The sequence below is a fragment of the Brevundimonas sp. genome (genome assembly GCF_013823285.1).
Taxonomy (GTDB): domain Bacteria; phylum Pseudomonadota; class Alphaproteobacteria; order Caulobacterales; family Caulobacteraceae; genus Brevundimonas.
The window spans coordinates 1-21,038 of the sequence record NZ_PNLV01000026.1 but is presented as its reverse complement, the minus strand read 5'-3'; the positions used below and the strand labels follow the sequence as shown (position 1 = coordinate 21,038).

At 65.7% G+C, this 21,038-nt stretch carries 17 protein-coding genes and 2 pseudogenes; 10 read left to right on the top strand and 9 right to left on the bottom strand.

What is annotated here, in order from left to right; translation table 11 throughout:
• The first annotated feature begins 9 nt into the window (after positions 1 to 9).
• The 4 genes from C0461_RS05785 to C0461_RS05770 all read left to right on the top strand — a co-directional run bounded on the left by C0461_RS05785 (position 10) and on the right by C0461_RS05770 (position 3,501).
• Positions 10 to 486, top strand: a complete 477-nt coding sequence (locus tag C0461_RS05785) for a hypothetical protein (RefSeq protein WP_292104776.1) — start codon at positions 10 to 12, stop codon at positions 484 to 486.
• Positions 483 to 695 carry a helix-turn-helix transcriptional regulator gene (locus tag C0461_RS05780; RefSeq protein WP_292104775.1) on the top strand — a complete coding sequence of 71 codons (213 nt, stop codon included), beginning with the start codon at positions 483 to 485 and terminating at the stop codon, positions 693 to 695. Before C0461_RS05785 ends, C0461_RS05780 begins: the two co-directional genes overlap by 4 nt.
• Positions 696 to 982: 287 nt before the next feature.
• Positions 983 to 1,837 (top strand): universal stress protein, encoded by an 855-nt coding sequence (locus tag C0461_RS05775; protein WP_292104772.1) that lies wholly within the window; start codon positions 983 to 985, stop codon positions 1,835 to 1,837.
• Positions 1,834 to 3,501 carry an MBL fold metallo-hydrolase gene (locus C0461_RS05770; RefSeq protein ID WP_292104770.1) on the top strand — a complete coding sequence of 556 codons (1,668 nt, stop codon included), beginning with the start codon at positions 1,834 to 1,836 and terminating at the stop codon, positions 3,499 to 3,501. Before C0461_RS05775 ends, C0461_RS05770 begins: the two co-directional genes overlap by 4 nt.
• Before the next feature lie 294 nt (positions 3,502 to 3,795).
• On the opposite strand, the gene C0461_RS05765 is transcribed toward C0461_RS05770, so the two are convergent.
• From C0461_RS05765 to C0461_RS05750, 4 genes are read right to left on the bottom strand one after another with little or no spacing between them, the layout of a single operon-like run.
• Positions 3,796 to 4,179, bottom strand: coding sequence for a DUF302 domain-containing protein (locus C0461_RS05765; protein ID WP_292104768.1), 384 nt, complete (start codon positions 4,177 to 4,179; stop codon positions 3,796 to 3,798).
• Positions 4,176 to 4,520, bottom strand: a complete 345-nt coding sequence (locus tag C0461_RS05760; protein ID WP_292104766.1) for a metalloregulator ArsR/SmtB family transcription factor — start codon at positions 4,518 to 4,520, stop codon at positions 4,176 to 4,178. The genes C0461_RS05765 and C0461_RS05760 overlap by 4 nt, the downstream gene beginning before the upstream one ends.
• Positions 4,513 to 7,737: an efflux RND transporter permease subunit gene (locus tag C0461_RS05755; RefSeq protein WP_292104764.1), complete on the bottom strand. Its 3,225-nt coding sequence runs from the start codon at positions 7,735 to 7,737 to the stop codon at positions 4,513 to 4,515. The genes C0461_RS05760 and C0461_RS05755 overlap by 8 nt, the downstream gene beginning before the upstream one ends.
• Positions 7,734 to 8,744, bottom strand: a complete 1,011-nt coding sequence (locus C0461_RS05750) for an efflux RND transporter periplasmic adaptor subunit (RefSeq protein WP_292104763.1) — start codon at positions 8,742 to 8,744, stop codon at positions 7,734 to 7,736. Before C0461_RS05750 ends, C0461_RS05755 begins: the two co-directional genes overlap by 4 nt.
• 135 nt (positions 8,745 to 8,879) lie before the next feature.
• Between C0461_RS05750 and C0461_RS05745 the strand changes: the two genes are divergently transcribed.
• From C0461_RS05745 to C0461_RS05725, 5 genes are all read left to right on the top strand, one after another.
• Positions 8,880 to 10,193, top strand: a complete 1,314-nt coding sequence (locus C0461_RS05745; protein ID WP_292104761.1) for an FAD-dependent oxidoreductase — start codon at positions 8,880 to 8,882, stop codon at positions 10,191 to 10,193.
• Positions 10,190 to 10,393 (top strand): DUF2892 domain-containing protein, encoded by a 204-nt coding sequence (locus C0461_RS05740; RefSeq protein WP_292104758.1) that lies wholly within the window; start codon positions 10,190 to 10,192, stop codon positions 10,391 to 10,393. The genes C0461_RS05745 and C0461_RS05740 overlap by 4 nt, the downstream gene beginning before the upstream one ends.
• Before the next feature lie 1,419 nt (positions 10,394 to 11,812).
• Positions 11,813 to 13,072: a hypothetical protein gene (locus C0461_RS05735; protein WP_292104757.1), complete on the top strand. Its 1,260-nt coding sequence runs from the start codon at positions 11,813 to 11,815 to the stop codon at positions 13,070 to 13,072.
• Between the two features lie 65 nt (positions 13,073 to 13,137).
• Positions 13,138 to 13,872, top strand: coding sequence for a trypsin-like serine protease (locus C0461_RS05730; RefSeq protein WP_292104755.1), 735 nt, complete (start codon positions 13,138 to 13,140; stop codon positions 13,870 to 13,872).
• A gap of 19 nt (positions 13,873 to 13,891) precedes the next feature.
• The gene (locus C0461_RS05725; protein ID WP_292104753.1) at positions 13,892 to 15,961 is read left to right on the top strand and encodes a S8 family serine peptidase; all 2,070 of its coding nucleotides are present in this window, start codon (positions 13,892 to 13,894) and stop codon (positions 15,959 to 15,961) included.
• Between the two features lie 362 nt (positions 15,962 to 16,323).
• Here C0461_RS05725 and C0461_RS05720 read toward each other — a convergent pair whose 3' ends face one another.
• From C0461_RS05720 to C0461_RS05710, 3 genes are all read right to left on the bottom strand, one after another.
• Positions 16,324 to 17,151, bottom strand: coding sequence for an alpha/beta hydrolase (locus C0461_RS05720; protein ID WP_292104750.1), 828 nt, complete (start codon positions 17,149 to 17,151; stop codon positions 16,324 to 16,326).
• A 162-nt stretch (positions 17,152 to 17,313) separates the two neighbouring features.
• Positions 17,314 to 17,730, bottom strand: coding sequence for a hypothetical protein (locus C0461_RS05715; protein ID WP_292104748.1), 417 nt, complete (start codon positions 17,728 to 17,730; stop codon positions 17,314 to 17,316).
• Between the two features lie 146 nt (positions 17,731 to 17,876).
• On the bottom strand, positions 17,877 to 18,791 hold the full coding sequence (locus C0461_RS05710; RefSeq protein WP_292104746.1) for an AraC family transcriptional regulator: 915 nt from the start codon (positions 18,789 to 18,791) through the stop codon (positions 17,877 to 17,879).
• Between the two features lie 95 nt (positions 18,792 to 18,886).
• Here C0461_RS05710 and C0461_RS05705 point away from each other — a divergent pair, with 95 nt between their 5' ends.
• Positions 18,887 to 19,636, top strand: coding sequence for an SDR family oxidoreductase (locus tag C0461_RS05705; protein ID WP_292104744.1), 750 nt, complete (start codon positions 18,887 to 18,889; stop codon positions 19,634 to 19,636).
• A 46-nt stretch (positions 19,637 to 19,682) separates the two neighbouring features.
• On the opposite strand, the pseudogene C0461_RS14465 reads toward C0461_RS05705, so the two are convergent.
• A pseudogene (locus C0461_RS14465) lies at positions 19,683 to 20,231 on the bottom strand (Arm DNA-binding domain-containing protein); the annotation flags it as partial.
• Positions 20,232 to 20,520: 289 nt separating this feature from the next.
• Positions 20,521 to 21,038: pseudogene (locus C0461_RS05695) on the bottom strand (GMP synthase (glutamine-hydrolyzing)); the annotation flags it as partial.

The following is a 21,038-nucleotide window of genomic DNA, read 5'->3' as shown; positions in this document are numbered from 1 at the left end:
AGAACACCGATGTCATCGTCCGCCCGAACCCGGTCCCGAATACTGGCGCTCGCGGTCATCATGGTCGTCCCGCCCATCGCGATCGCCGTGGCCATTCCATGGCTTAGGCAGCAATCCGACGGCCTGGTTTTTCTCCTGACCGGGATCGCCGCAACGCTGACGGTGCTCTCCAGCATTGCGCTGGCCGTGCTGAATGATCGCCAGATCGATGAATGGCAGAGAAGCAATGCGCGATTCTCCAGCCAATGGGGCTGGACGGTCGGCGCCGGTCTGGTCGCGTTGCTGCTCGTCGTGCCTCCGGTCCGTGACCTGATCGTTGCCGGCGCCGCGGTCTGGGGCGGCGTGCCAAATCCCGATGCAAGACTGGTGGTGACCACCTTCACCTTCGGCTTTATGGCGGTGGTCATCGCACAGGCTGTGTGCACCTTCCTTCTCAGCCTGGGCTGGCACTTCTGGATGTCACGGACGGCGCGCGAGCCCTCGTGAAAAACAGGATCAGGGTTCTCCGCGCTGATCGTCGATGGAGCCAGGCAGAACTGGCCGCCCGGGTCGGCGTCTCACGCAACTCCATCAACTCGATCGAGAACGGTCATTTCGACCCGTCGCTGCCCCTGGCCTTCGCCATCGCGGACGCATTCGGCTGCATGATCGAAGAGGTGTTCGAGCGGGACGCGCCGAAGCCTTCATCCCCCTGATCGGGGATGGGTTGACTGCGCCCCTTATTCCCACTCGATTGCATGAATATTTCCTAACGTATTGTTTTTAATTCGCTTACTGAGTCCTGGAGCGAGCGACGCCGGTCGAACGGCCTCCAACCTACTTGCTCTATTTTTCGGTGCCTATTGGGCAGTTGGGGTCCCATCCATGCTCCAGCGCCCGCCCTCCGCTGTGATCTGAATCAAGGCCCTCGGCCTGCCGACATGCCATCCGTGGCTGATCCCGCCCTGGATGTTTCCGGCGAGCCTGCCTTGAGGATCATCCCATGAGCTACAAACACATCGTCGCCCTGGCCGTCGGGGAGCCCTTCGATCGACAGACGCTGATGTTCGCCGCGTGGCTGGCGGTGGAGCATGAGGCCAGGGTCACCGTCGTACCCGCCTATCCGGACGCCGCCGCGAGCGTGGCGGCTTTCGGCGTCTCAGCTGGAGGCGCCTATCCGCAAGAAGTCTTTGAGGCGCTGTCCGAGGCCATGAGGACGAGCCAGGCGCAGATCGAGCAGGTTTGCCGGGACGTGTGCGAGGAGGCCGACCTCACCTTCGGCCCCGGTGAGGGGGCGCCGCGCCTGTTTCTGGCAGACTATGACCGTCCGCCTGCCTTTGCGCTTTCGCTGCATCTCGCTCTGGCTGATCTGGTCGTTGTGGCGCAAGGGATGCTGACGAGCTCGGACCGTCACCTCATCGGGCAAATCCTCTTCGCCGAGCGCGCGCCGCTGCTGGTCGCGCGGGGCGATCCCGAAAGCCTGAGGGGGGTTGCCGCCATCGCCTGGGATGGGAGTGCTCACGCAGGACGCGCCGTGCGTCAGGCCCTGCCCCTGATCGGCTCATCCAAGGAACTCCTCATCCTGCAGGCGCCCGAGGGGCGGCGTCTGGATAAGGACGCGGACCCGGAAACTCTGAATGCATATCTGCGGGCCCATGACCTGGGTGAGGGCCGACGCATCGCCGCAGAAGGGTCGCCCGAAGGCGAGGCAATCATCGGTGCGGCCCGGGCCAATGATGTGGCTCTGCTGATCGCGGGCGCCTTCGGCAGGCCGCAGTTCGCCGAGTATCTGTTCGGGGGAGCGACACGCAGCTTCATGAAGGCGAAGGACGGCCCCTCGCTGCTGTTGATGCATTGACCCTCCCTGCTCCCCCGTCCCCGACGCCAACCGGCGTCGCCATCCAGTTTCTGGGCGCGGCCGAATGCGTCACCGGTTCATGCATCCTGGTCAGCTGCGGACCGGCGCGTGTGCTGGTCGATTGTGGAATGTTTCAAGGACCGAAGACGCTCAAGGCTCTCAACTACGAACCCTTTCCCTTCGACCCGGCGACGATTGACGCCGTCGTCCTGACCCACGCCCACATCGACCATTCCGGACTCTTGCCCAAACTCGTTCGGGGCGGCTTCAGGGGGCCGATTTTCGCCACCCCCCCGACGCGGGATCTGTGCGCCGTCATGCTGGCTGACGCGGCGGAGCTGCAGGCCATGGATGTGGAGAACCTGAACCGGCGCAATGAACGTCGCGGCCTGCCCGTCGTCACGCCGATCTACGGCCCCGCAGATGTGGCCGCTACGCTGAGGCTGTTCGAGACAGCGAAGCTGCGGCAGCCGGTGGCGGTGGCGCCCGGCGTGGAGGCGTGTTTCTGGCCGGCCGGCCATCTCCTGGGCGCGGCGTCCGTGGAACTGGTCCTCGCATCGGCCTCAGATACGACGCGGGTGATGTTCTCAGGCGATGTGGGCGCACTCGCCCAGCACCTTCTGCCGGCGCCCGACGGCCCCTCGCCCACACAGCATGTGGTGCTGGAATCCACCTACGGAGACCGGGAAAGACCCGCTCTGGAGCCGGGGCGACGCCGCGACATCCTGACGGAGGAGTTGCGACAAGCCCGTGCGGCCGGCGGACCATTACTGTTGCCCGTCTTCGCCATCGGCAGGGCGCAGGAGCTTCTGCTGGACCTGCTTGTGATCATGGAGTCGAATCCCGACCTGGCTGGCGAAATCTTTCTGGATTCCCCTCTGGCCATTGAGGCCACAGACGTCTTCCTGAAGCGCGGCTGGAATCCTGACAGCCAGTCCAACCCCTATCTGCCGCTTCAGCACGCCGAACGCATCCATGAGCTTCTGAGGCCCCAGGAGAGCGACACCCTTGACCGGCTTCGAGGCTGGCACGTCATCCTCGCCGGAAGCGGCATGTGCGACGGGGGCCGGATCCGCCGACACCTGAAGCGCCTGCTCTGGCGCAAGGAGACGACGGTCCTGATGACCGGCCACCAGGCTGTCGGGACCCTGGGCCGGGTGCTTGTGGAGGGTCAGGACCTGGTTCGAATCCAGGGGCAGGATGTCCGGGTTCGGGCGAATATTCGCTCCATCGACGCCTATTCAGGTCATGCGGATGCGACCGGTCTGGTCCAATGGCTGTTGGACAGGGCGCCCACCGGGACGATCTTCCTGAACCATGGCGAACCTGACGGCCTTGCGGGGCTGGCGCGTCGGCTCGAGGCTGCGTCCTTACCCACGAACCGCATCATCACGCCCGCCCTTGACGAGAGCTATGGTCTCGGCGCCGACGAAGTTCAGGCCGCGGCTGCGTCCCGTCCCCGACTGCCCCAGGGCGCTGCGGGGCGCCAGGACTGGCACAACAGGCGCGCGGGCTTCCTGGGTCTTCTCAATGACGTCCTGCAGGAGATCAGTGACGACGACGCGCGCACACGATTGCTTGCCGAGCTGACCCGTCAGGTCAAGGTGGCGCGGCGTCAGACCACCGTCGACGGCGCCGCGGCGACGACCGTCACCCTGCCCTGACTGACCCCCGCCTCCACCGTGCCGCCCAGCGCTCTCATGAGACGGCGCGCGGCCTGAAGCCCCCTGCCCTCTGCGCCGGCCTTCCGCGAAGTCGCGGCCCGGCGCGATCTCTTCCTCCTGCAGGAGGATTTCGGCCTGGGCCTTGTGACGTCGCACCCGGACATGCCGCCATACCGGTACCGGGCCAGCGAGATCGATGATCTGATGGCCTACTTCCGCAGGCTTGAGCGGGAGGGCCGCCTGTAGCTCCAATCAGTCTGACGCCAGCGCAGATGCACGACGCCGGAATGCGAACTAGATCGCCTCTACGGCGGCGCGTAGTTTTTCGCCAACCGACCGGGCGTGCCGGAGCAATTCCGGATTGTCGATCGCGTTCATGGAGGCAGCCGGATCGACAGCGAAAACCTCGGCCTGGCCGTCGATTTCCTGAACCACCACATTGCACGGCAGCATGACGCCCACATGGGACTCCATCTCCAGGGCCTCGTGGGCCATGCGGGGATTGCAGGCGCCGAGGATGCGATACGGGCGGAAATCCTCGCCGATCTTCTCCTTGAGGGTCGCGGCCACATCGATCTCGGTCAGGATGCCGAAGCCTTCCGCCTTGAGGGCGTCACGGGTGCGGGCGAGCACCGCGTCGAAATCGGCGTCGATGATGCGGGCGTGGTAGTAGGTCATTTCTCGGCTCCTTCAGTGGCGTTCCGCGACAGGTCGCACACGGAGATGATGATCCGCCGCCCCTTTGGTTCCGCGAGACGGTAGTAGATCGTCTGATTGTCCCGGCGCGAGACGACCAGCCCTTCATCGCGCAGGCGGGCCAGATGCTGGGAACAGGACGACTGCGACAGCCCGACGGCGCGGGCCAGCTCACCCACCGAATGGTCACCCTTGCTCAGCCGGCACATCAACCTGAGGCGATGTTCGTTGGCGAACAGCCGCAGCATGCGGGCCGCGGCCGCGGCGCCCGCCTCCAGACCAGAGGTCTCCGGCAGGCCCGGGCCGACGGCCGGCTCAGCCATCGGCTCCGCTCCCGGCGCTGTCACTCATCGCTCGCCCGTCATCCTTCAGCGCCACATAGATGGCCGGGATCACAAGAACGGTCAGCAGGGTCGAGGACATCAGCCCGAACAGCAGCGAGATCGCCAGACCCTGGAAAATCGGGTCGAACAGGATCACGCCCGCGCCGATCATAGCCGCCAGGGCGGTGAGCAGGATGGGCTTGAACCGGATGGCGCCGGCCTCGAGCAGAACATCACGCAGCGGCCGTTCGGGCGTCCGGGCGTGGCCGATGAAGTCGACGAGCAGGATCGAGTTGCGCACGATGATGCCGGCCAGGGCTATGAACCCGATCATGGACGTAGCCGTGAACGGCGCCCTGAACAGCATGTGGCCGATGACGATGCCGATCAGGGTCAGCGGGATCGGCGTCAGGATCACCAACGGCAGCCGGAAATCGCGGAACTGGGCCACCACGAGCACATAGATGCCCAGCAGCGCCACGCCGAACGCCGCGCCCATGTCTCGGAAGGTGACCCAGGTGATCTCCCATTCGCCGTCCCACAGGATCGTCGCTGTGGTCTCGTCGTCAGGCTGGCCGTTCAGGCGAACCCGGGGACGCGGCAGGTCGCCCCAGTCATGGGCGTCGATGGCGTCCCCGATGGTGAGAATGCCGTAAATGGGCGCTTCGAACTGGCCGGCGAGTTCTGCGGTGACCATTTCAGCGGCGCGTCCGTCCCGTCGATAGATCGGCCAGCTGGCCAGTTCCCGGCGGGCCTGGGCCACCTCCCCCAGTTCAACCAGACGGGGCGCGCCGTCCAGCGTCGTGACCGCCACCGGCATGACCGCCAATTGCTCTGTCCAGGAGCGGGCTTGCTGCGGCAGGCGCACGGCGATCTCCGGCGGGGGGCGCTCGTCGTCCCGGGCGGCGTAGCCGAGGACCTGCCCGCCCATGACCGCGGCGATGGAATCCAGCACCTCGCGCTCGGACAGGCCGAAACGTTCGATACGCTCCCGATCCGGAACCAGCCTTAGGACGGGGCGCCGCTCGCCACGGCTGTTGTCCACGTCCACGATGGACGGCTGGGCCCGGAACAGGGTCTCCAGTTCCTGCGCCACCGCGCGCCGGGTCGCCGCGTCCGGGCCATAGACCTCGGCCAGCAGCGTCGCCAGGACAGGCGGCCCCGGCGGAGCCTCCACGACCTTGATCACGGCGCCCGGCGGCAAGGGCAACGCGGCCAGGCGCTGTCGAAGATCAAGGGCCACGGCGTGGCTGCTGCGGTGACGATCGTGCTTGGGCGCCAACAGGACCGCAAGGTCTCCCTGTTCCGGGCGGTCACGCAGGAAATAGTGCCGGACCAGCCCATTGAAATTGAACGGCGCCGACGACCCCGCATAGGTCTCCATCGACAGCACCTCGGGCAAGGTCTGGACGACGACAGCGGCCGAAGCCAATGCCCGCTCGGTCGTTTCCAGACTGGTCCCCTCGGGCATGTCCAGCAACACCTGGAGCTCCGATTTGTTGTCGAACGGCAGCAGTTTCACCGGCACGGCCCGCAGGCCGAACATGGACATGGAGAGGAGCGTGGCGATCCCCACCACGATCAGAAAGATCCAGGCCGACCGCCTCGTCCGGATCACCGGCGCGGCGATCCTGCGATAGAGTCGGCCCAGCCTGTCCTCGCCCTTATGGTGAGCGCCGTTCAGGGCCCGGCGCGCGAGTCTGATCATCAGCCACGGGGCGATGACGACCGCGACAAAAAACGAGAAGACCATCGCCGCCGAGGCGTTGATGGGGATCGGCGCCATGTACGGCCCCATCAACCCGGAAACGAAGAGCATGGGCAACAGGGCGGCGACGACCGTGAGCGTGGCCACGATCGTGGGATTGCCCACTTCCGCCACAGCCTCCACTGTCGCCTGCTGGCGGCTGCGGCCGTCATTCATGGCCCAGTGCCGCGCGATGTTCTCGATCATGACGATGGCGTCGTCCACCAGAATGCCGATCGAGAAGATCAGGGCGAACAGGCTGACGCGATTGATGGTGTAGCCCATCAGGTTGGAGGCGAAGAGCGTCAGCAGGATCGTCGTCGGAATGACCACGGCGGTGACCGTCGCCTCGCGCCAGCCGATGGCGAACCCGATGAGGACGACGATGGACACCGTCGCCAGACCCAGGTGCATCAGCAGTTCGTTGGCCTTTTCATTGGCGGTCTCCCCATAGTCGCGTGTGACGACCACCTCCAGACCCTCGGGAATCAACGTGCCGTGGAGAGCGTCAACGCGAGCCAGCACGGCGTGGGAGACCACCACCGCGTTGGCGCCGCTGCGCTTTGCGATGGCCAGGCTGACCGCCGGGGTCCGGGTCCACCCGTCCCGGTCGCGCGCATAGTGCGCCACACGCGCCTGGTCCTCCCGCGGCGCCTGGACGATATCGGCGACATCGCTCAGATAGACAGGATCGCCGCTCAACGACCGGACGGTCAGAAGGGCCGCGTCCTGCGGCGTCGACAGTCGGCCGCCGGCGCGAACGACCAGGGCCTGCCCCTGATCGCGCACGACGCCCGCGGGGACGGTGCGATTGGCCTGACGGACGGTGTCGAGAATGGAGACCAGCGGCACGCCCCGGGCGGACATGCGGGCCGGGTCCGGCTCCACCCGGATTTCAGCCGGGCGTCCACCCTCGATGAAGGTCAGGCCCACATCGTCGACCTTGGTGATTTCGGTCCTGAGCCTTGCAGCGACGTCATGGAGCGCCTGATCGCTCCAGCGGGACGCCACCTCGGGGCGGGGCGTCAACGTCAGCACCAGGGCGGGCACGTCGTTGATGCCCCGCGTCACGATCTGTGGTTCAGAAGCCCCTGTGGGAATGGCGTCATAATTGGCGCGGACCCGCTCGTGGACGCGCACAGCCGCATCTTCGGGATCGGACCCAACCTCGAACCGGGCCGTGACCATCACCCGGTCGTCCTCGACCTGGGTGTAGACATGCTCCACCCCGTCCAGGCTGCGGACGATGGCTTCCAGAGGCTTGGCCGCCAGCTCCGCGGCGTCCGAAGCGTCCAGCCCAGGCGTCGCCACCAGAATGTCCACCATGGGCACGCTGATCTGGGGCTCCTCCTCGCGGGGAATCGAAAAGAGCGCCATCAGGCCGACCGCGATCGCCGCCAGCAGCATCAACGGGGTCAGCGGCGAGTTGAGCGTCAGCCGGGTCAGCCGGCCGGAAAGCCCCAGATTCATCGCCCCGGCTCCGGCGCCACGAGTGTGTCGCCCTCGCTCACACCCGAGAGGATGCGGACCGTGTCAGCGTCATCGGACTCGCCCAGTTGAACCGGCGCCTCACTGACCCGCCCCGAGGCGTCGATGGTGCGTAAATAGGCCAGCCCATGACGCATCGCGATGAAGCGGCGCGGCGCCAGTAGAGCCTCCTGCTGGCCCAACGGCGCCTGCACCAGCACCCGTTGGCCCACCCGGTCGCTCGCCAGACCCTCGACCGCTATGTCGGCGACGATCCGGCCGGCGACGGCCGCAGGGTAGATCTGGGCGACCGTCCCGGCGGCCGGCAGGTCCTCCCCCTCGACCCGGATCTGTTGGCCCTGCCTCAATCGGCGGCCCTGCGCTTCGGGCAGCTCCAGCCTGAGGACCAGCGGGCCGGCCGTGATGGTGGCGATGGACTGACCGGCGACGACGACCGACCCTTCCGGCACGTCGGCGGTCAACACCCGCCCCCCGACCGGCGCCAGGATCCGCCCCTGGCTCGCCGTCTCGACGCTGGCGGCGCGCTGGGCCCGGGCGGCGCGCAGCTGCGCCTGGGCGGCTTCAGATGCTGCGCGGGCCTGATCCAGCGCCGCCTGGGCGTAGAAGCCGCGGTCGAAGAGCGTCTGGACGCGCGCCAGCCCATCCCGGGCGAGCACTGCGTCCGCCTCGGCGGCCGAGACGGCGGCGTCGAGGGCCGCAGTCTGGAGGGAAAGACGGTCATCTGACACGACCCCCAGCACCTGACCCTCGCTCACGATCATGCCCTCGCGCACGTTCAGCCGCACCAGGGTGCCGGAAATGCGCGCGCGCGCCTCGGCGAGATCACGGGAGGTAATGATCGCAGACGCCGGCTTCAGAGTCGGAACGGTCTGCTGTCTGATGACGAGACGCTCGCCCTGGACATCCGCCTGCGCCACAGGTTCGGGATCGCCGCCGCAGGCGACGAGCAAGAGGACGGCCAAGGCGGACAAGACTGTCGTGGACTTCATCTGATCCTGCGGGCGATCTTTGACGGGGGGATCATCGCTCCGGCTGCGGGTTGATGTCCTTGATGCGGATCAAGGACGCGGCGATTTCGATGGTGAAGGGTGCGGCCTTCACGCCACGGCAAGAAAGCGCGCGCCATGACACGGCCAACCATCGTCATCATCGGAGCGGGTCTGGGCGGGGCGATCGCAGCGTTCGATATTCGCCATGTGGTCGGAGACCGGGCGCGTGTTGTGATGGTCTCCAAAGGCGACATCTTCCATTTCACGCCGTCCAACCCCTGGGTGGCTGTCCGCTGGCGCACCAGGGAGGCGATCGAGGTTCGGCTGCCCGATGTGATGAGGCGCAAGGGCGTCGAGTTCATCAATGTGGCCGCCACGCGCATCCGTCCCCACGAAAACGGGATCGACCTCGCGGACGGCCGCGCCCTGCACTACGACTATCTGGTCATCGCCACCGGACCTGAACTGGCCTTTGACGAGATCCCCGGCCTCGGCCCCGAAGGTCATACGGTCTCGATCTGCCATGTGGACCATGCGGTCGAGGCGGCGGCCGCCTTTGACACCTTTATGGAAGCGCCCGGCCCGATCGTCGTCGGCGCGGTGCAGGGGGCCTCCTGCTTCGGGCCTGCCTACGAATTCGTGATGATCCTCGACACCGAGCTGCGGCGCCGCAAACTGCGCGATCGCGCGCCCATGACCTTCGTGACCTCGGAGCCCTACATAGGGCACCTTGGACTCGACGGCGTAGGCGACACCAAGGGTCTGCTGGAAAGCGAGATGCGCCAGCGCCACATCAAATGGATCACCAACGCCCGGGTGACATCCGTCGACGCCGGCATGATGCATGTTGAGGAAGTCGCGCAGGACGGGTCGGTCAAGGCGAGCCATGACCTGCCCTTTGCCTACTCCATGATGCTGCCCGCCTTCCGGGGCGTCGAGGCGATCCGGGGCGTCGAGGGGCTGACCAATCCGCGCGGGTTCGTCCTGGTGGACAAGCACCAGCGCAACCCGACCTGGCCGGACATCTTCGCCCTGGGCGTCTGCATCGCCATTCCGCCCACCGGCCCGACCCCGGTGCCGGTGGGCGTGCCCAAGACCGGATTCATGATCGAAAGCATGGTCACCGCGATCTCGCTCAATCTCAGGGACATCATCGACGGCAAGCCGCCCACGGCGGAAGCCAGCTGGAACGCCATCTGTCTGGCCGATTTCGGCGACGAGGGCGTCGCGTTCATCGCCCAGCCCCAGATTCCGCCGCGAAACATCAATTGGGCGTCCCGCGGCCGCTGGGTTCACGCCGCCAAGGCGGCCTTCGAACGCTACTTCCTGCACAAGGTCCGAACGGGCCAGGCCGAACCACTCTACGAGAAACTGGCTCTCAATCTTCTCGGCGCTAACAAGTTGCGGGAGCCCACCGCAAGACATTCCTCACAGGAGACCGCCCCGTGACCCTCGATCATGCCGTCATGATGCTGGCCGGCTCGCTCGTCCTTATCGGAGCGGCCCTGACCTGGTGGGTGCATCCCGCCTGGATGTGGCTCCCGGTGCTCGTGGGCCTCAACCTCTTCCAGGCCTCGATCACAGGCTTCTGCCCTGCGGCGCTCCTGCTGAAACGGCTGGGCGTGCGTCCAGGCGCTGCGTTCCGTTGAGACGGCGAAAGCGCTGTCGGCGCATCCGAACTTAACGGTCGTGAGCGCCCTCCGAGCTGATCTTCGGACGAGCCGCCGTGGCGCAATGGCATCGCCCGAAGAGCAGATGCTGACAGCCTACCCGCTCGTCGTAAGCGGAAAGCCGAGCCTTGCGCGCCCGCTCCACGGGCACATGGAGGGCGAGCCGCGAGTGGTTTCACGACCCTGAGATCCAGATAAACCTGCGTCTGCACCTCGATCACCATTCGACGGTCGTCAATCTTGGGGAAATCTCTCCCGGTGGCCAGACGATGCAATGCCTTGATCTCTGCATCAAAGGGCGTGAGACGATGGCTGGTCTCGAATTCCCTCTGGGTTCGCGGTTCGCAGGCCAGATAATCTTCAAGGTTGGTGAAATAGGCGCCGACGATGCGTTGGGGCCCCTCTGCGACCGCGGCAGATTCGTAATAGTCGCGCTTGAACGACGACATGTAGGAGGGCATCCGATTCTGCTCCCAAGCCCCCGAATAAAATGGGAAACTTGGTGGAAGGGCGTGACGGATGCATATTCGAAAATGAAGCAGGCTGGCAGATCCCAATAGGGCGTTTCACCTTCGTCGCTAATCCATTTGTAGGCGGGCCGGCCGACGAAGAAATAAGTCAACTCATCACCAGAGACGTCGCAGGTCTGCGGTTTTAGCATATTGCTGCCGAAGGGCTTGCCTAGGGTGTCGGCGCGGGCGGAGTGGACCAACGGCAGTGAAGCCCGCGGCGGGTATGAAGACGCCTTCAGAAACTCCTGGAAATTCTTGTACATGCCCTCCCCGAGCCACCCGAATACTACCCCCGCATGCGGAGTCGTCAACACCCTCGCAAAACAGCGCCGAGGTGCCTTTGACCGCCCGACCCTACCCGCGCAAAATAACGGGAGGGTCGAGGCGAGACGGCTTAGCCGCACAGCCCAAGAATTCGAGTTGCAAGGCTGAAAACCTAGGCTAAACAAGGCGAACAGATACTGGACGTCTTGGCTACCTCGACAGTATGGCACTCTGGGTCGTAACACTAGGCGTCGTGCCTGAGCATCCGCAGGGCAGACGCTGACGGCGTCCACTTAGGGCCTAATGCCGATCTTTCGCCGGCCACTCGTTCTGGTCCCCGTGTTCGCTGCAAGCCGCAATGGCGCAGCACCCCTCCTGCCCAGCCAGGTCTTCCACAAAGATCCGAGGAGAAACGACGCCTTCGCCGATCAACGTTCTGTCGACTCTTTGATCAACCTATGGTTTGATGCCAGCGCAACAGACCGAGGAAGGTTCGATGGGGCGCGGGGGTGTTGGGGTTCTCGTAGGCAGCCTGCTGCTTTCGGGGTGTGGCGGCGGTATCAGCGTGACGCCTTTCGACGGCGGCGCAGAGGCAATGAGGGGCGTCCCATGGCGTCCTCCAATGACCGCCTTCAAGCTGAAGATCACCCGCAAGGTCACGGGATGTGGCCCGCAACTTACGGCCGACATTTCCCTCTCGGTCGAGCCCTCACTCGCTGTCGACCAAGTGTACAGCCTCCATTCGGATGGCTGGTGGAATAAGGGTACGATCCAAGTCACCTACGCGCCCAGCGGCGTTTCCACCGCGCTCAACGCGACCTCGGAAGGTCAGGGCGGCGTGATAGCCTCCAACGTCGTCACCACGATCACCGCGATCACGCCCCTCCTTGGACTTGTTTCAGACGGGCCGGGTTCTGGAAACGCCTGTACCAGGCCCGTCGCTGACGCGATCCAGTTAATCAACGGGGATGGCGAGGCAGACGCAGGCTTGGCGAGTGTCGTCCGGCGCCAGACCACAGAACTGGCGGCGCTGACCGATGAACTGACCCGGACGGCTGCTCTCGGCCCCGTCACCTCGACCGAAGACCGGCGCGCCTTGCAGGCCCTCATCATCCGCACGAACGTCAAAAAGGACGAACTTGCCGCCAGCCAGAGAAGGCTGAACGAACAACTCAGGATCGTCACGCACGTTCAGGAGGTCGAATGGCCTAGCGTCGGATCCGAACGGCAGGGGACATTCTCCCTGTCGCGGGAGGCGTTTCAGAGATGGTCGGCCGATCGGCGCCCTGAGGCGATCGCAAGGTTCGACGTCTTTGTAAGCTTGGCGGACGTCTCTCCGCCCGCGGGCGGCCTTTCCGACGTTCCACCACAGCCGCCCAACGCCATTCCCGTCCGCTTTGCTGCGCCCGGCCTCCTGCAGGCGTGTCACGTCAGCGTCTGCGGCAGTCCGGACGCAGAGCAGATATTCAGCGGGCAGTACCCGGTCCTCCAGCTAGGCCCCGTCTTCTATCTGCAGGCGCCGAGCGGAGCGTTCCGCTCGGCCTCAGTTGAGATCGCTCTGGACCCTGCGGGGAATCCGACAACCATCGGCACCCGCGACACGGCAGCCACATTCGAAACCATAACCTCGGCAAGCGCCAGATCAGCTCCGGCGATCGCCGGCGTTCCGGCGGCAATCTCGGCGGCGGAGCTGGCGCGCGTTCAGGCCCGAACCAATCAGCAACTGGCTGAGAACGCACTCGCTGCGGCGCGGGCTCAGGGCGCAACGGTGGCTCAGCTTGCACCGCTCCAGGCGGAAACCGCCCTCGCCAACGCGGAGGCCGCCCAGATCACCGCAGATTCAGCGCTGGCGCTCGCGCGACAAGCGCAATCGACGCCCTGACCATCATGACGGGCCGGATGCGACATCGCCAGCGTCGGAACGTGCTGGCTCTTGGCGCTGGCCTCTTGGGCGCGGCGCTGATCGGCAGCGCTGAAGCGGAAGACGCCGACTTTCTGATGCTTCCACCAGCACCGCCGACCCCAGGTCCGGAAATTCTCGGCGGTGAAAAATCCGACCCCAAGGCCTGGCCAGCCACGCTGCGATTTGACGGACCCGGGGGGACGCTATGCACGGCCACGCTGGTCGGCGCGCGCGTGATCCTTACTGCGAGCCACTGCATGCGGGATGGAGCCGTTGGCCGCGCCTTCATCATTGATGACTGGGTCGACGTCCGCTGCGAACCGGTCCTTTCCGACGTCACACTCTGCCTCATCGTCTCGCCGTTCGTGCCTCCAGAGGGGCTGCGGTTCGAGCGCCTCAGCGCCAACACACCGCCCCTGAGAGTGTCGGACGCCCTCCTGCTTCAGGGCTATGGATGCGTGACCCCAGAGGGAACCCGCCGGGGTGAACTCTTCCAGGGGGGGGCGGTCGTTGAAACCCTGCCTGGCCGCTGGCCCATCATAAGGACGCGAGGCGGCGCAGCGGTGTGCCCAGGGGACAGCGGCGGGCCGGCTTATCGGGTGTTCAGCGCACGGCGTAGGGAGATCGTGGGCCTGAACACGGCCGGCGACCAGGTCGTCACTTCAGAAATCTCCGCGATCGCCCACGCGGAGGTCAGGGCTGTCATCTCGACCTGGGCGTCCGCGCCCGGACGGGCCATTTGCGGGATCAATGAAAGGTCGGAGCTGTGCCATGACTAGATGCTGCCTGTACGCATTCATGGCGGCGTCGCTGGCGACGACTGCGGCGGCCCAAGAGTCGAGCCTGGACATTCGCCTGATCGATCCTCACGATCCCGCCGTCGCAACCTTGATCGCCCGGATCGGCCAATCCACCACCGTCATCCATCGGCCCGACGAGAGCATTGAGGACGTCATCCTCGAGCGCTGCGGGACAGTGCAGCCTGCCTACGTCACCGTTCTTCGGGACCTGAACCCGGATCTCGGGGAGGACGAAATCGGAAACACGGGCGCCGACCTGTCGGGGCGCAGCGTTGTCTATCCTGCCTGCGCCCTCGCGCCGGTGCACGAGCCTGTGGCGCTAACCCAGACCGTCTTTATCGAGCGCATATACCAGGACTTGCAACTCGCGTTCGCCGGTTCGTCCCTGTACGGCGCTGACGCTTCTATTAACCTCGCCGGCGCCGCCGTTCAGGTCGGAACTACGCGAACCGCAAGGGGCTATGAAGCTGTCCACAACGCGGCCCTGTTCACCCTTAACAACGTGGGGGTCGATACGCGCAGGCTTGAGTTTGGTGACTTTGTCAGCCTTCCCGTGAGCCCCCGCTGGACGAACATAAGCCTTCGTCCGGAGATCACCATGACGGAGGCGCTAGCGTCCCTCGCCCTTCTGCGTGAAGAGTCAGCATCAAGCTTCGAGGCGGCGCCGGCAATCACGGCCAGCCTCATCGCGCAAGCGGACCCGGGCGACGGCGAATGCAGCGCGTCGCCTGATTGGCCGGTGGACTGGGCCGCGGTAAGGTCGGTTCTTACGGAAAACCACCGGCTGCGGGGCGGTCCACTGGTGTCGGCCACGACCGTGATGGTTCTGGATACCGGGTTCGACGCAGAAGAACTCCAGCCGTCCCCGTTTCATCCAGCGACCTTGGGAGCCCTGCGGCCGGTCGGCAGGATGGGACCGAAACGGTTCGTGGGCGTCAACCTGGCGATGCAGCGGAACGACGCACGGCCGCCGTGGCGGCTGCCGAACCGTAGTCACGGCGCAGAGGTGGCCAGCGTTCTTCTTGGCGGCCCGTCATTGCTTGGTCCGGCCGCATCCCAGGCGGACCGGGATCTCCTCAGGCCCTACTTCAGCGTGGTCTTCGCCAGTGTCGCTCAGTCGTCCCACGACACACCCTTCCTGAGCGGCCGTGCGATCCGGGACGCCCTTAGGGAAGCCAACGACAACGAAATCAGCATTCTCAACATCAGCCTCACCGCCATCGATGAACGCCGGGAGTTCATCCGGGCGCTGGAGGACGAAGGCCGGCGCCTGCTTCTGGTGGTTGCGGCCGGAAACAGCGGCACGCAGTTCGAGCGGCACACTTGGTCTTGGCCGGGGGGATTGGGCGGGTCTTCGACGACGGTCCGCAATGCGAACGTGTTTACCGTCGGCGCGCACGACCGTGCCCTGCAGATGCTCAGCTTCAGCCGTTGGGGCCCTTGGTCTGTCGATATCCTGGCGCCCGGCTGCGGAATCCCGGTCTACTCCGGCGCCGCGGAAGCGGAGGGCTACCGCGTCGAGACGATCGAGCGGGCGGGCACATCGTTCGCAGCTCCACTCGTCAGCATGACCGCGGCGATCCTGGAAATGGAGAACCTTAGCCCACCGGCGATCAAGAGCCGTCTACTCGTCTCCGCCGACGTCGATCCCGCCCTTGAGCGACTCGTCTACTCAAGTGGCCGGCTGAACATCCCGATCGCCCTCTCGGTCTACCAGGATGTGCTCAGATATCGGCTAGACGGACGCGAAGTTCTCGTCCGGGGCTCCATCGTCGGGTCAGACGCCGCCGTCGGATTCTGCGGCGAGGAAGTGCTTGTGGACGACCTGGCCAGGTTCACCGTCATCCGCAACGGCCCATACGATGAGCCGAGCCGCGTCTTCGGCTGGCGAACCTCGGTAGACCCCGATTCAGTGGCGGTTTTGCCGCTCGGCTTCTGCGAGGCTTCTAATCTGAGGACGCAAGACCTTCTGTTCCACGTGGAAGGCGAGCAACAACCTCGCTCCCTTCCCCTTTCCGATGTCATTGACCTGATACGCAGGGCGCCCCTGCATGTCTCCGGGGTCTGAGTTACGAGGCGCGGTTGCTGCTAGCTGGAGCGAGCCTGCCCCCATGGACCGCCGCAACCAAACCCATCGACACGCGCGAAATGGCCAGCGCCAACCGCATGCGATCAGCAACGTGTGTTCGAAAGACCTGGCGCACTTCGATTGAGGGTTTGTCCCCCAGAGAGTGCAGAAAATCACCATCCGCCGCCAGAAGCGCCTCGACTCTCTGTCCCCTACAGGCTGGTCTTCCCGCTTCGCACCCGCGGGCGACGCACGGAAATCGCTCTGCAGCGTGCCCCGAAAGCAGCCGGCGCAAATGTCGGCCTGACGGCTTCATAGCTGTGGGGCGTGCTGACCCTGAAACAGCCGAGCTGGGGCCACGATCATTGGTCCGGATTTACTGCCCGGATGATGAGAGCAGCGATTTCTTCAGCATGCGAAACCGGGGAGAGGTGACTGGAGTTCAGTTCGACGACCTCCGCGTTCATCCGGGTCGCCACAAATCGCTGGAGTTCGGGCGATGTCGTCCGATCCGCCGTGGAAATCGCGTAATAAGAGGGTTTTTCACGCCATGCGGCATAGGTCGTTCGGCCCGAAAAAAGGGTGTCCGATATGGGGCCTTGCGCAGCGAACAGCACTCTCGCCTGCTCGCTTGGAATGTCGCCGGCGAAGTCACTCAGGAAGGCGGCCTCGCTGAACTGGGCGAAGCCGTCGGCGCGGACAATCCCGGCTCCCGCTGGAGGCGTCGGAAACCGGGCCGCGAGCGCAGGATAGTCTTCCCCGACGTCGGGCGCGCGGGCAGCCACATAGACCAAAGCGGCGACATTGGGGTCATCGCCGGCCTCGGTGATGACCATGCCGCCGTAGGAGTGGCCGACAAGAACGATGGGGCCATCGATGCGCGCCAAGGCCCGCCTGGTCGTAGCGACGTCCTCCTCAAACGACGTCAGAGGATTCTGAACCGCGACGACCTGCAGACCCTCGCGCTGCAGGATTCGGATCACCGGCGCCCAACTGGAGCCGTCGGCGAAAGCGCCGTGGACCAGCACCACATTCGCGGCGACCGGGGGCGCGGTCTCCTCCTGACCGAAGGCTGCTGTTGACGCCAACGGCAGCGTGGCGATTGCGGCGAAGATGACGAAGCGACGGTTCATGGTGGCGACCTGCAAAGTCCAGATTGTTGGCCACGATGGCCGGGCGCGATGGATCATTGTCTCGCCAAGCTAAGCTGTTTTCCTAGTCGTGCGTCCGCCGTTTGTTTGCGTCAGTCCGAAAGTGGACGGTCGAGAATCCGAACACGGCACCCGGCCGCCGCCGGTGGGAAATGGCCAACCTCGGTGGAGATCGGAGTCAGTCCACCAGAGCCTCCAGGATCAGGCGGCGCCGGATCGTCTCGTCCAGGAGACAGCTTGGAATCCCCACCCGATCGATGGTCCCGCCGGTGGCGGAGCCGGTGCATTCTGCCAGCGGTCGGGAGTGAAGAGGATGACGGAGGAGGCGGCCGTGTTCTGGTAGAATTCCGACTCTCCGTTCCAGACCTCCGTGCGTTCGAACAGCAGGTGCAGGGAGGGGCGTCCGCCGGGCAGGTCGATCGGCAAGGGGCCCACGAACCGCGTGGAGAAGGCCTCGGTGGTGGACTCCGACGGGCTCCTGAGCGTGCCGAAATCCAGGAAGCTGTAGGACAGGGGGGCGACCGCCGGATCCCGGATGATGTCGGCCGAAAGCACGGCGGTCGCCGCCACGGAAGCGAAGAGCGCGTCGCGCACGCTCAGGGATCGCACAAACGACATGGTTGGATTTCCCCCAGGAACGAGACCCCCTCGGTCTCCTCGGCGCTAGGACCAGCGGCGGCGGCGTTTCCTTTAGCCTTTCTCGAATTTTCCTCCGTGGCCGGCGCGCGGCCGCATGTCGTGATCCGTTCCCGGCCATTGGAAGATCAGGCGGCACTCTCCACGGCGGCGCCCCGGGCGTAGCGTCCGGGGGACTGGCCCACATGCCGCCGGAAGGCGGTGCTGAAGGTGCTGGCGGAGCCGTACCCCACCTGCTCGGCCACCGCGTCGATGGGAATGTCGCGCCGCCGCAGCAGACGCTTGGCCATCGCCATGCGCCAGGCCACCAGATACTCCATCGGCGGCAGGCCCACGGCGCGGCTGAACCGCTCGAAGAAGGCGGATCGGGACATGCCGGCCTCCTGCGCCAGGCCCGCGACCGTCCAGGGCCGGTCCGGGGCGCCGTGCATCCGGCGCATGGCCGCGGCCACCCGCTGGTCGGCCAGGCCGCGCAGCAGACCCGGTGCGGCCTGGTCCCCCGGGAGGGACCGTAACGCCTCCACCAGCAGGACCTCGATCAGCCGGAACATGACCAGGTTCTGCCCGGCCCGGCCCTCACGCGCCTCCTCGCCGAGCATGCGCACCAGGGTGGTGAGCCGCTCGACGCCGCGGACGTGGACCAGGGTCGGCAGCAGGGCGACCAGCAGCGCCGCGTCCGGCGAGTCGAACAGGAAATAGCCGCCGATCATGCGCACATCCGCGGGCGCCTCCGGATCGCCGTGCCGCACCTCGTCGCCCGGCGCGGGCGCAATCTGGGGATCGACGAGCCGGGGCGTGGCGGCCTGCAGGCTGCTCATGGTGAAGCCGGGGGTGGCGGGCATGAGCACGAAGTCGCCGGCCTCCAGCTCGATCGGCGCCTGGCCGTCGACCAGCAGCCGGCAACGCCCCTCGGTCACCGCGCTGAAGCTGGGATGGCCGAACGCGGCGTAGCGCACGGCCCAGGCCCCCGCGCCGCTGATGCCCTTTGTGAACACGGTGCGGGGGCGCAGCAGCCGGATGACGTCGGAGAGGGGGTCCACCATGATCCGGACTATATCCAAGGAAATGAGGACTTCAAGCGCCAGATCGTCCGGCCGCAGACGCCTAGAAGGATGTCACACACACCAAGGAGATCGCCATGAAGACCATTCTGATCACCGGAGCCTCCAGCGGCTACGGACTGGAGACCGCCCGCCACTTCCTGGCCCAGGGCTGGACCGTCATCGCCACCATGCGCACGCCCCGTCAGGACGTGCTGCCGGCGTCCGACCGCCTGCGTATCCTGCCCCTGGACATCACCGACCCCTTCAGCATCGCCGCGGTGATCGAGCAGGCCGGACCCATCGACGTGCTGGTCAACAACGCCGGCGTCGGCCTGTTCGGCACCCTGGAGAACGCCTCCCTGCTCAAGGCCCGCGAGATCTTCGAGACCAACACCTTCGGCACCATTGCCATGTGCCAGGCGGTCATTCCCCAGTTCCGGGGCCGCCGCGCCGGCGTCATCGTCAATGTCACCTCGACGGTCACCATGACCGGCATGCCCCTGTCCTCGATCTACACGGCCAGCAAGACGGCCATCCAGGGCCTCAGCGAATCCCTGGCCCTTGAGCTGGCCTTCTTCGGCGTCCGGGTGAAGCTGGTGGAGCCGGGCTATGGCCCGTCCACCCGTTTCAGCGAGAATTCCGACGTCGACTTCAATGAGGTCGTCCACGAGGCCTACGCCGACTTCGCCGCGCCGGTCCTGCAGGCCTTCGGCGCGGCGGAACTGACCACGGCGCCCTCCGACGTGGCCGAGGCGGTCTGGAGCGCCGTCCACGACAACGGCGAGCGGCTCCACTTCCCGGCCGGACCGGACGCCGTGGCCCTGGCGGCCGCCGTGGGCCGCTGACCCTTTCCGGCCCATCGACGCGCCCTCCCCCGAGCCCCGCGCGTCGATCCGGGAGGCGGTCGCCGGATTTCAGGCGTATCCGAGCCCAGGCATAGACCTGCTTGACGATGTCCCGGGCGTGGATCGCTGTCGCCGGAGCGCCGCGGTCCACGATTGACTTGCAGTGCGTGCGCAGGTCGTCCGGCGTGATCTCAGACAGCAATCGGCTCCGCCCCTTCGGCAACACCTCCCGATTGAAGATCGAGCGGCGCATGTTGCGTGTGCTGTCGGGCCATCGGCGCCTTGTCCATCCAGCCCTGGCCAACATGCTCGAAACTGCGCGCCTCTTTAAGTCGGCGCTTGGCGCGCTGCTTCTCCATCGCCGGCGACACGCCGTCGGCGATGGTCCGCTTGATTTCGAAGAGCCGTTCGCGCGCCTGCGCCAGGCTCAAACCACCTCGGCCGTAGCGGCCCAAGGTCACCGTCTCGCGCCGTCCGCTGAACCGAACGAGATCGCTCCGCCCGGTGAAACGTAGGCGTACATGCCGTCCCTGTCGGTACTCTTGTAAGATTTTGATTTCGGACGTAAATTCTTGAGTACGGCGTCGGTGAGCACGGTATACTCACCTCCCTGAGGCCGTGTTCGAATTTGACCGGTTTTCAGACGACTTTTTTCTTCTTTTTCCATGACTTAGGAGAGTTCAGTACCGTCAGGCGCCTCGGCGTCCATTGACGGTATGGGCCTGACTCGGCCGGATCAACGTCGGGCGATACCGTCAGCAAGGACGGAAAAACGAAAAAAGACCCTCCGAATGATCTCGAAGGGCCTCGTTAGAATTCACAATATTGTCAGTGACTTGTGGGCAGCTTTCCAAGCGCTCTCGAAAGGTCCCGAGAGGGCTGAATTATTCCCACTCGATCGTCCCCGGCGGCTTGGACGTCACGTCGTAGACCACCCGGTTCACGCCGCGCACCTCGTTGATGATGCGGGTGGCGGTGCGGGCCAAGACGTCCCAGGGGAATTGGTAGAAGTCCGCCGTCATGCCGTCGGTGGAGGTCACCGCGCGCAGCGCCAGCACCTTTTCATAGGTCCGGGCGTCGCCCATCACACCCACGGTCTTGACCGGCAGCAGCACGGCGAAGGCCTGCCAGATTTCGTCGTACAGGCCCGCCTTGCGGATCTCGTCCAGATAGATGGCGTCGGCGTCCTGCAGGGTCTTCACAGCGTCCGGCGTGATCTCGCCGGGGATGCGGATGGCCAGGCCGGGTCCGGGGAACGGGTGGCGGCCCACGAAGGCGTCGGTCAGGCCCAGCTCGCGGCCCAGCGCCCGCACCTCGTCCTTGAACAGCTCGCGCAGGGGCTCCACCAGCTTCAGCTTCATGAAGTCCGGCAGGCCGCCCACATTGTGGTGGCTCTTGATCA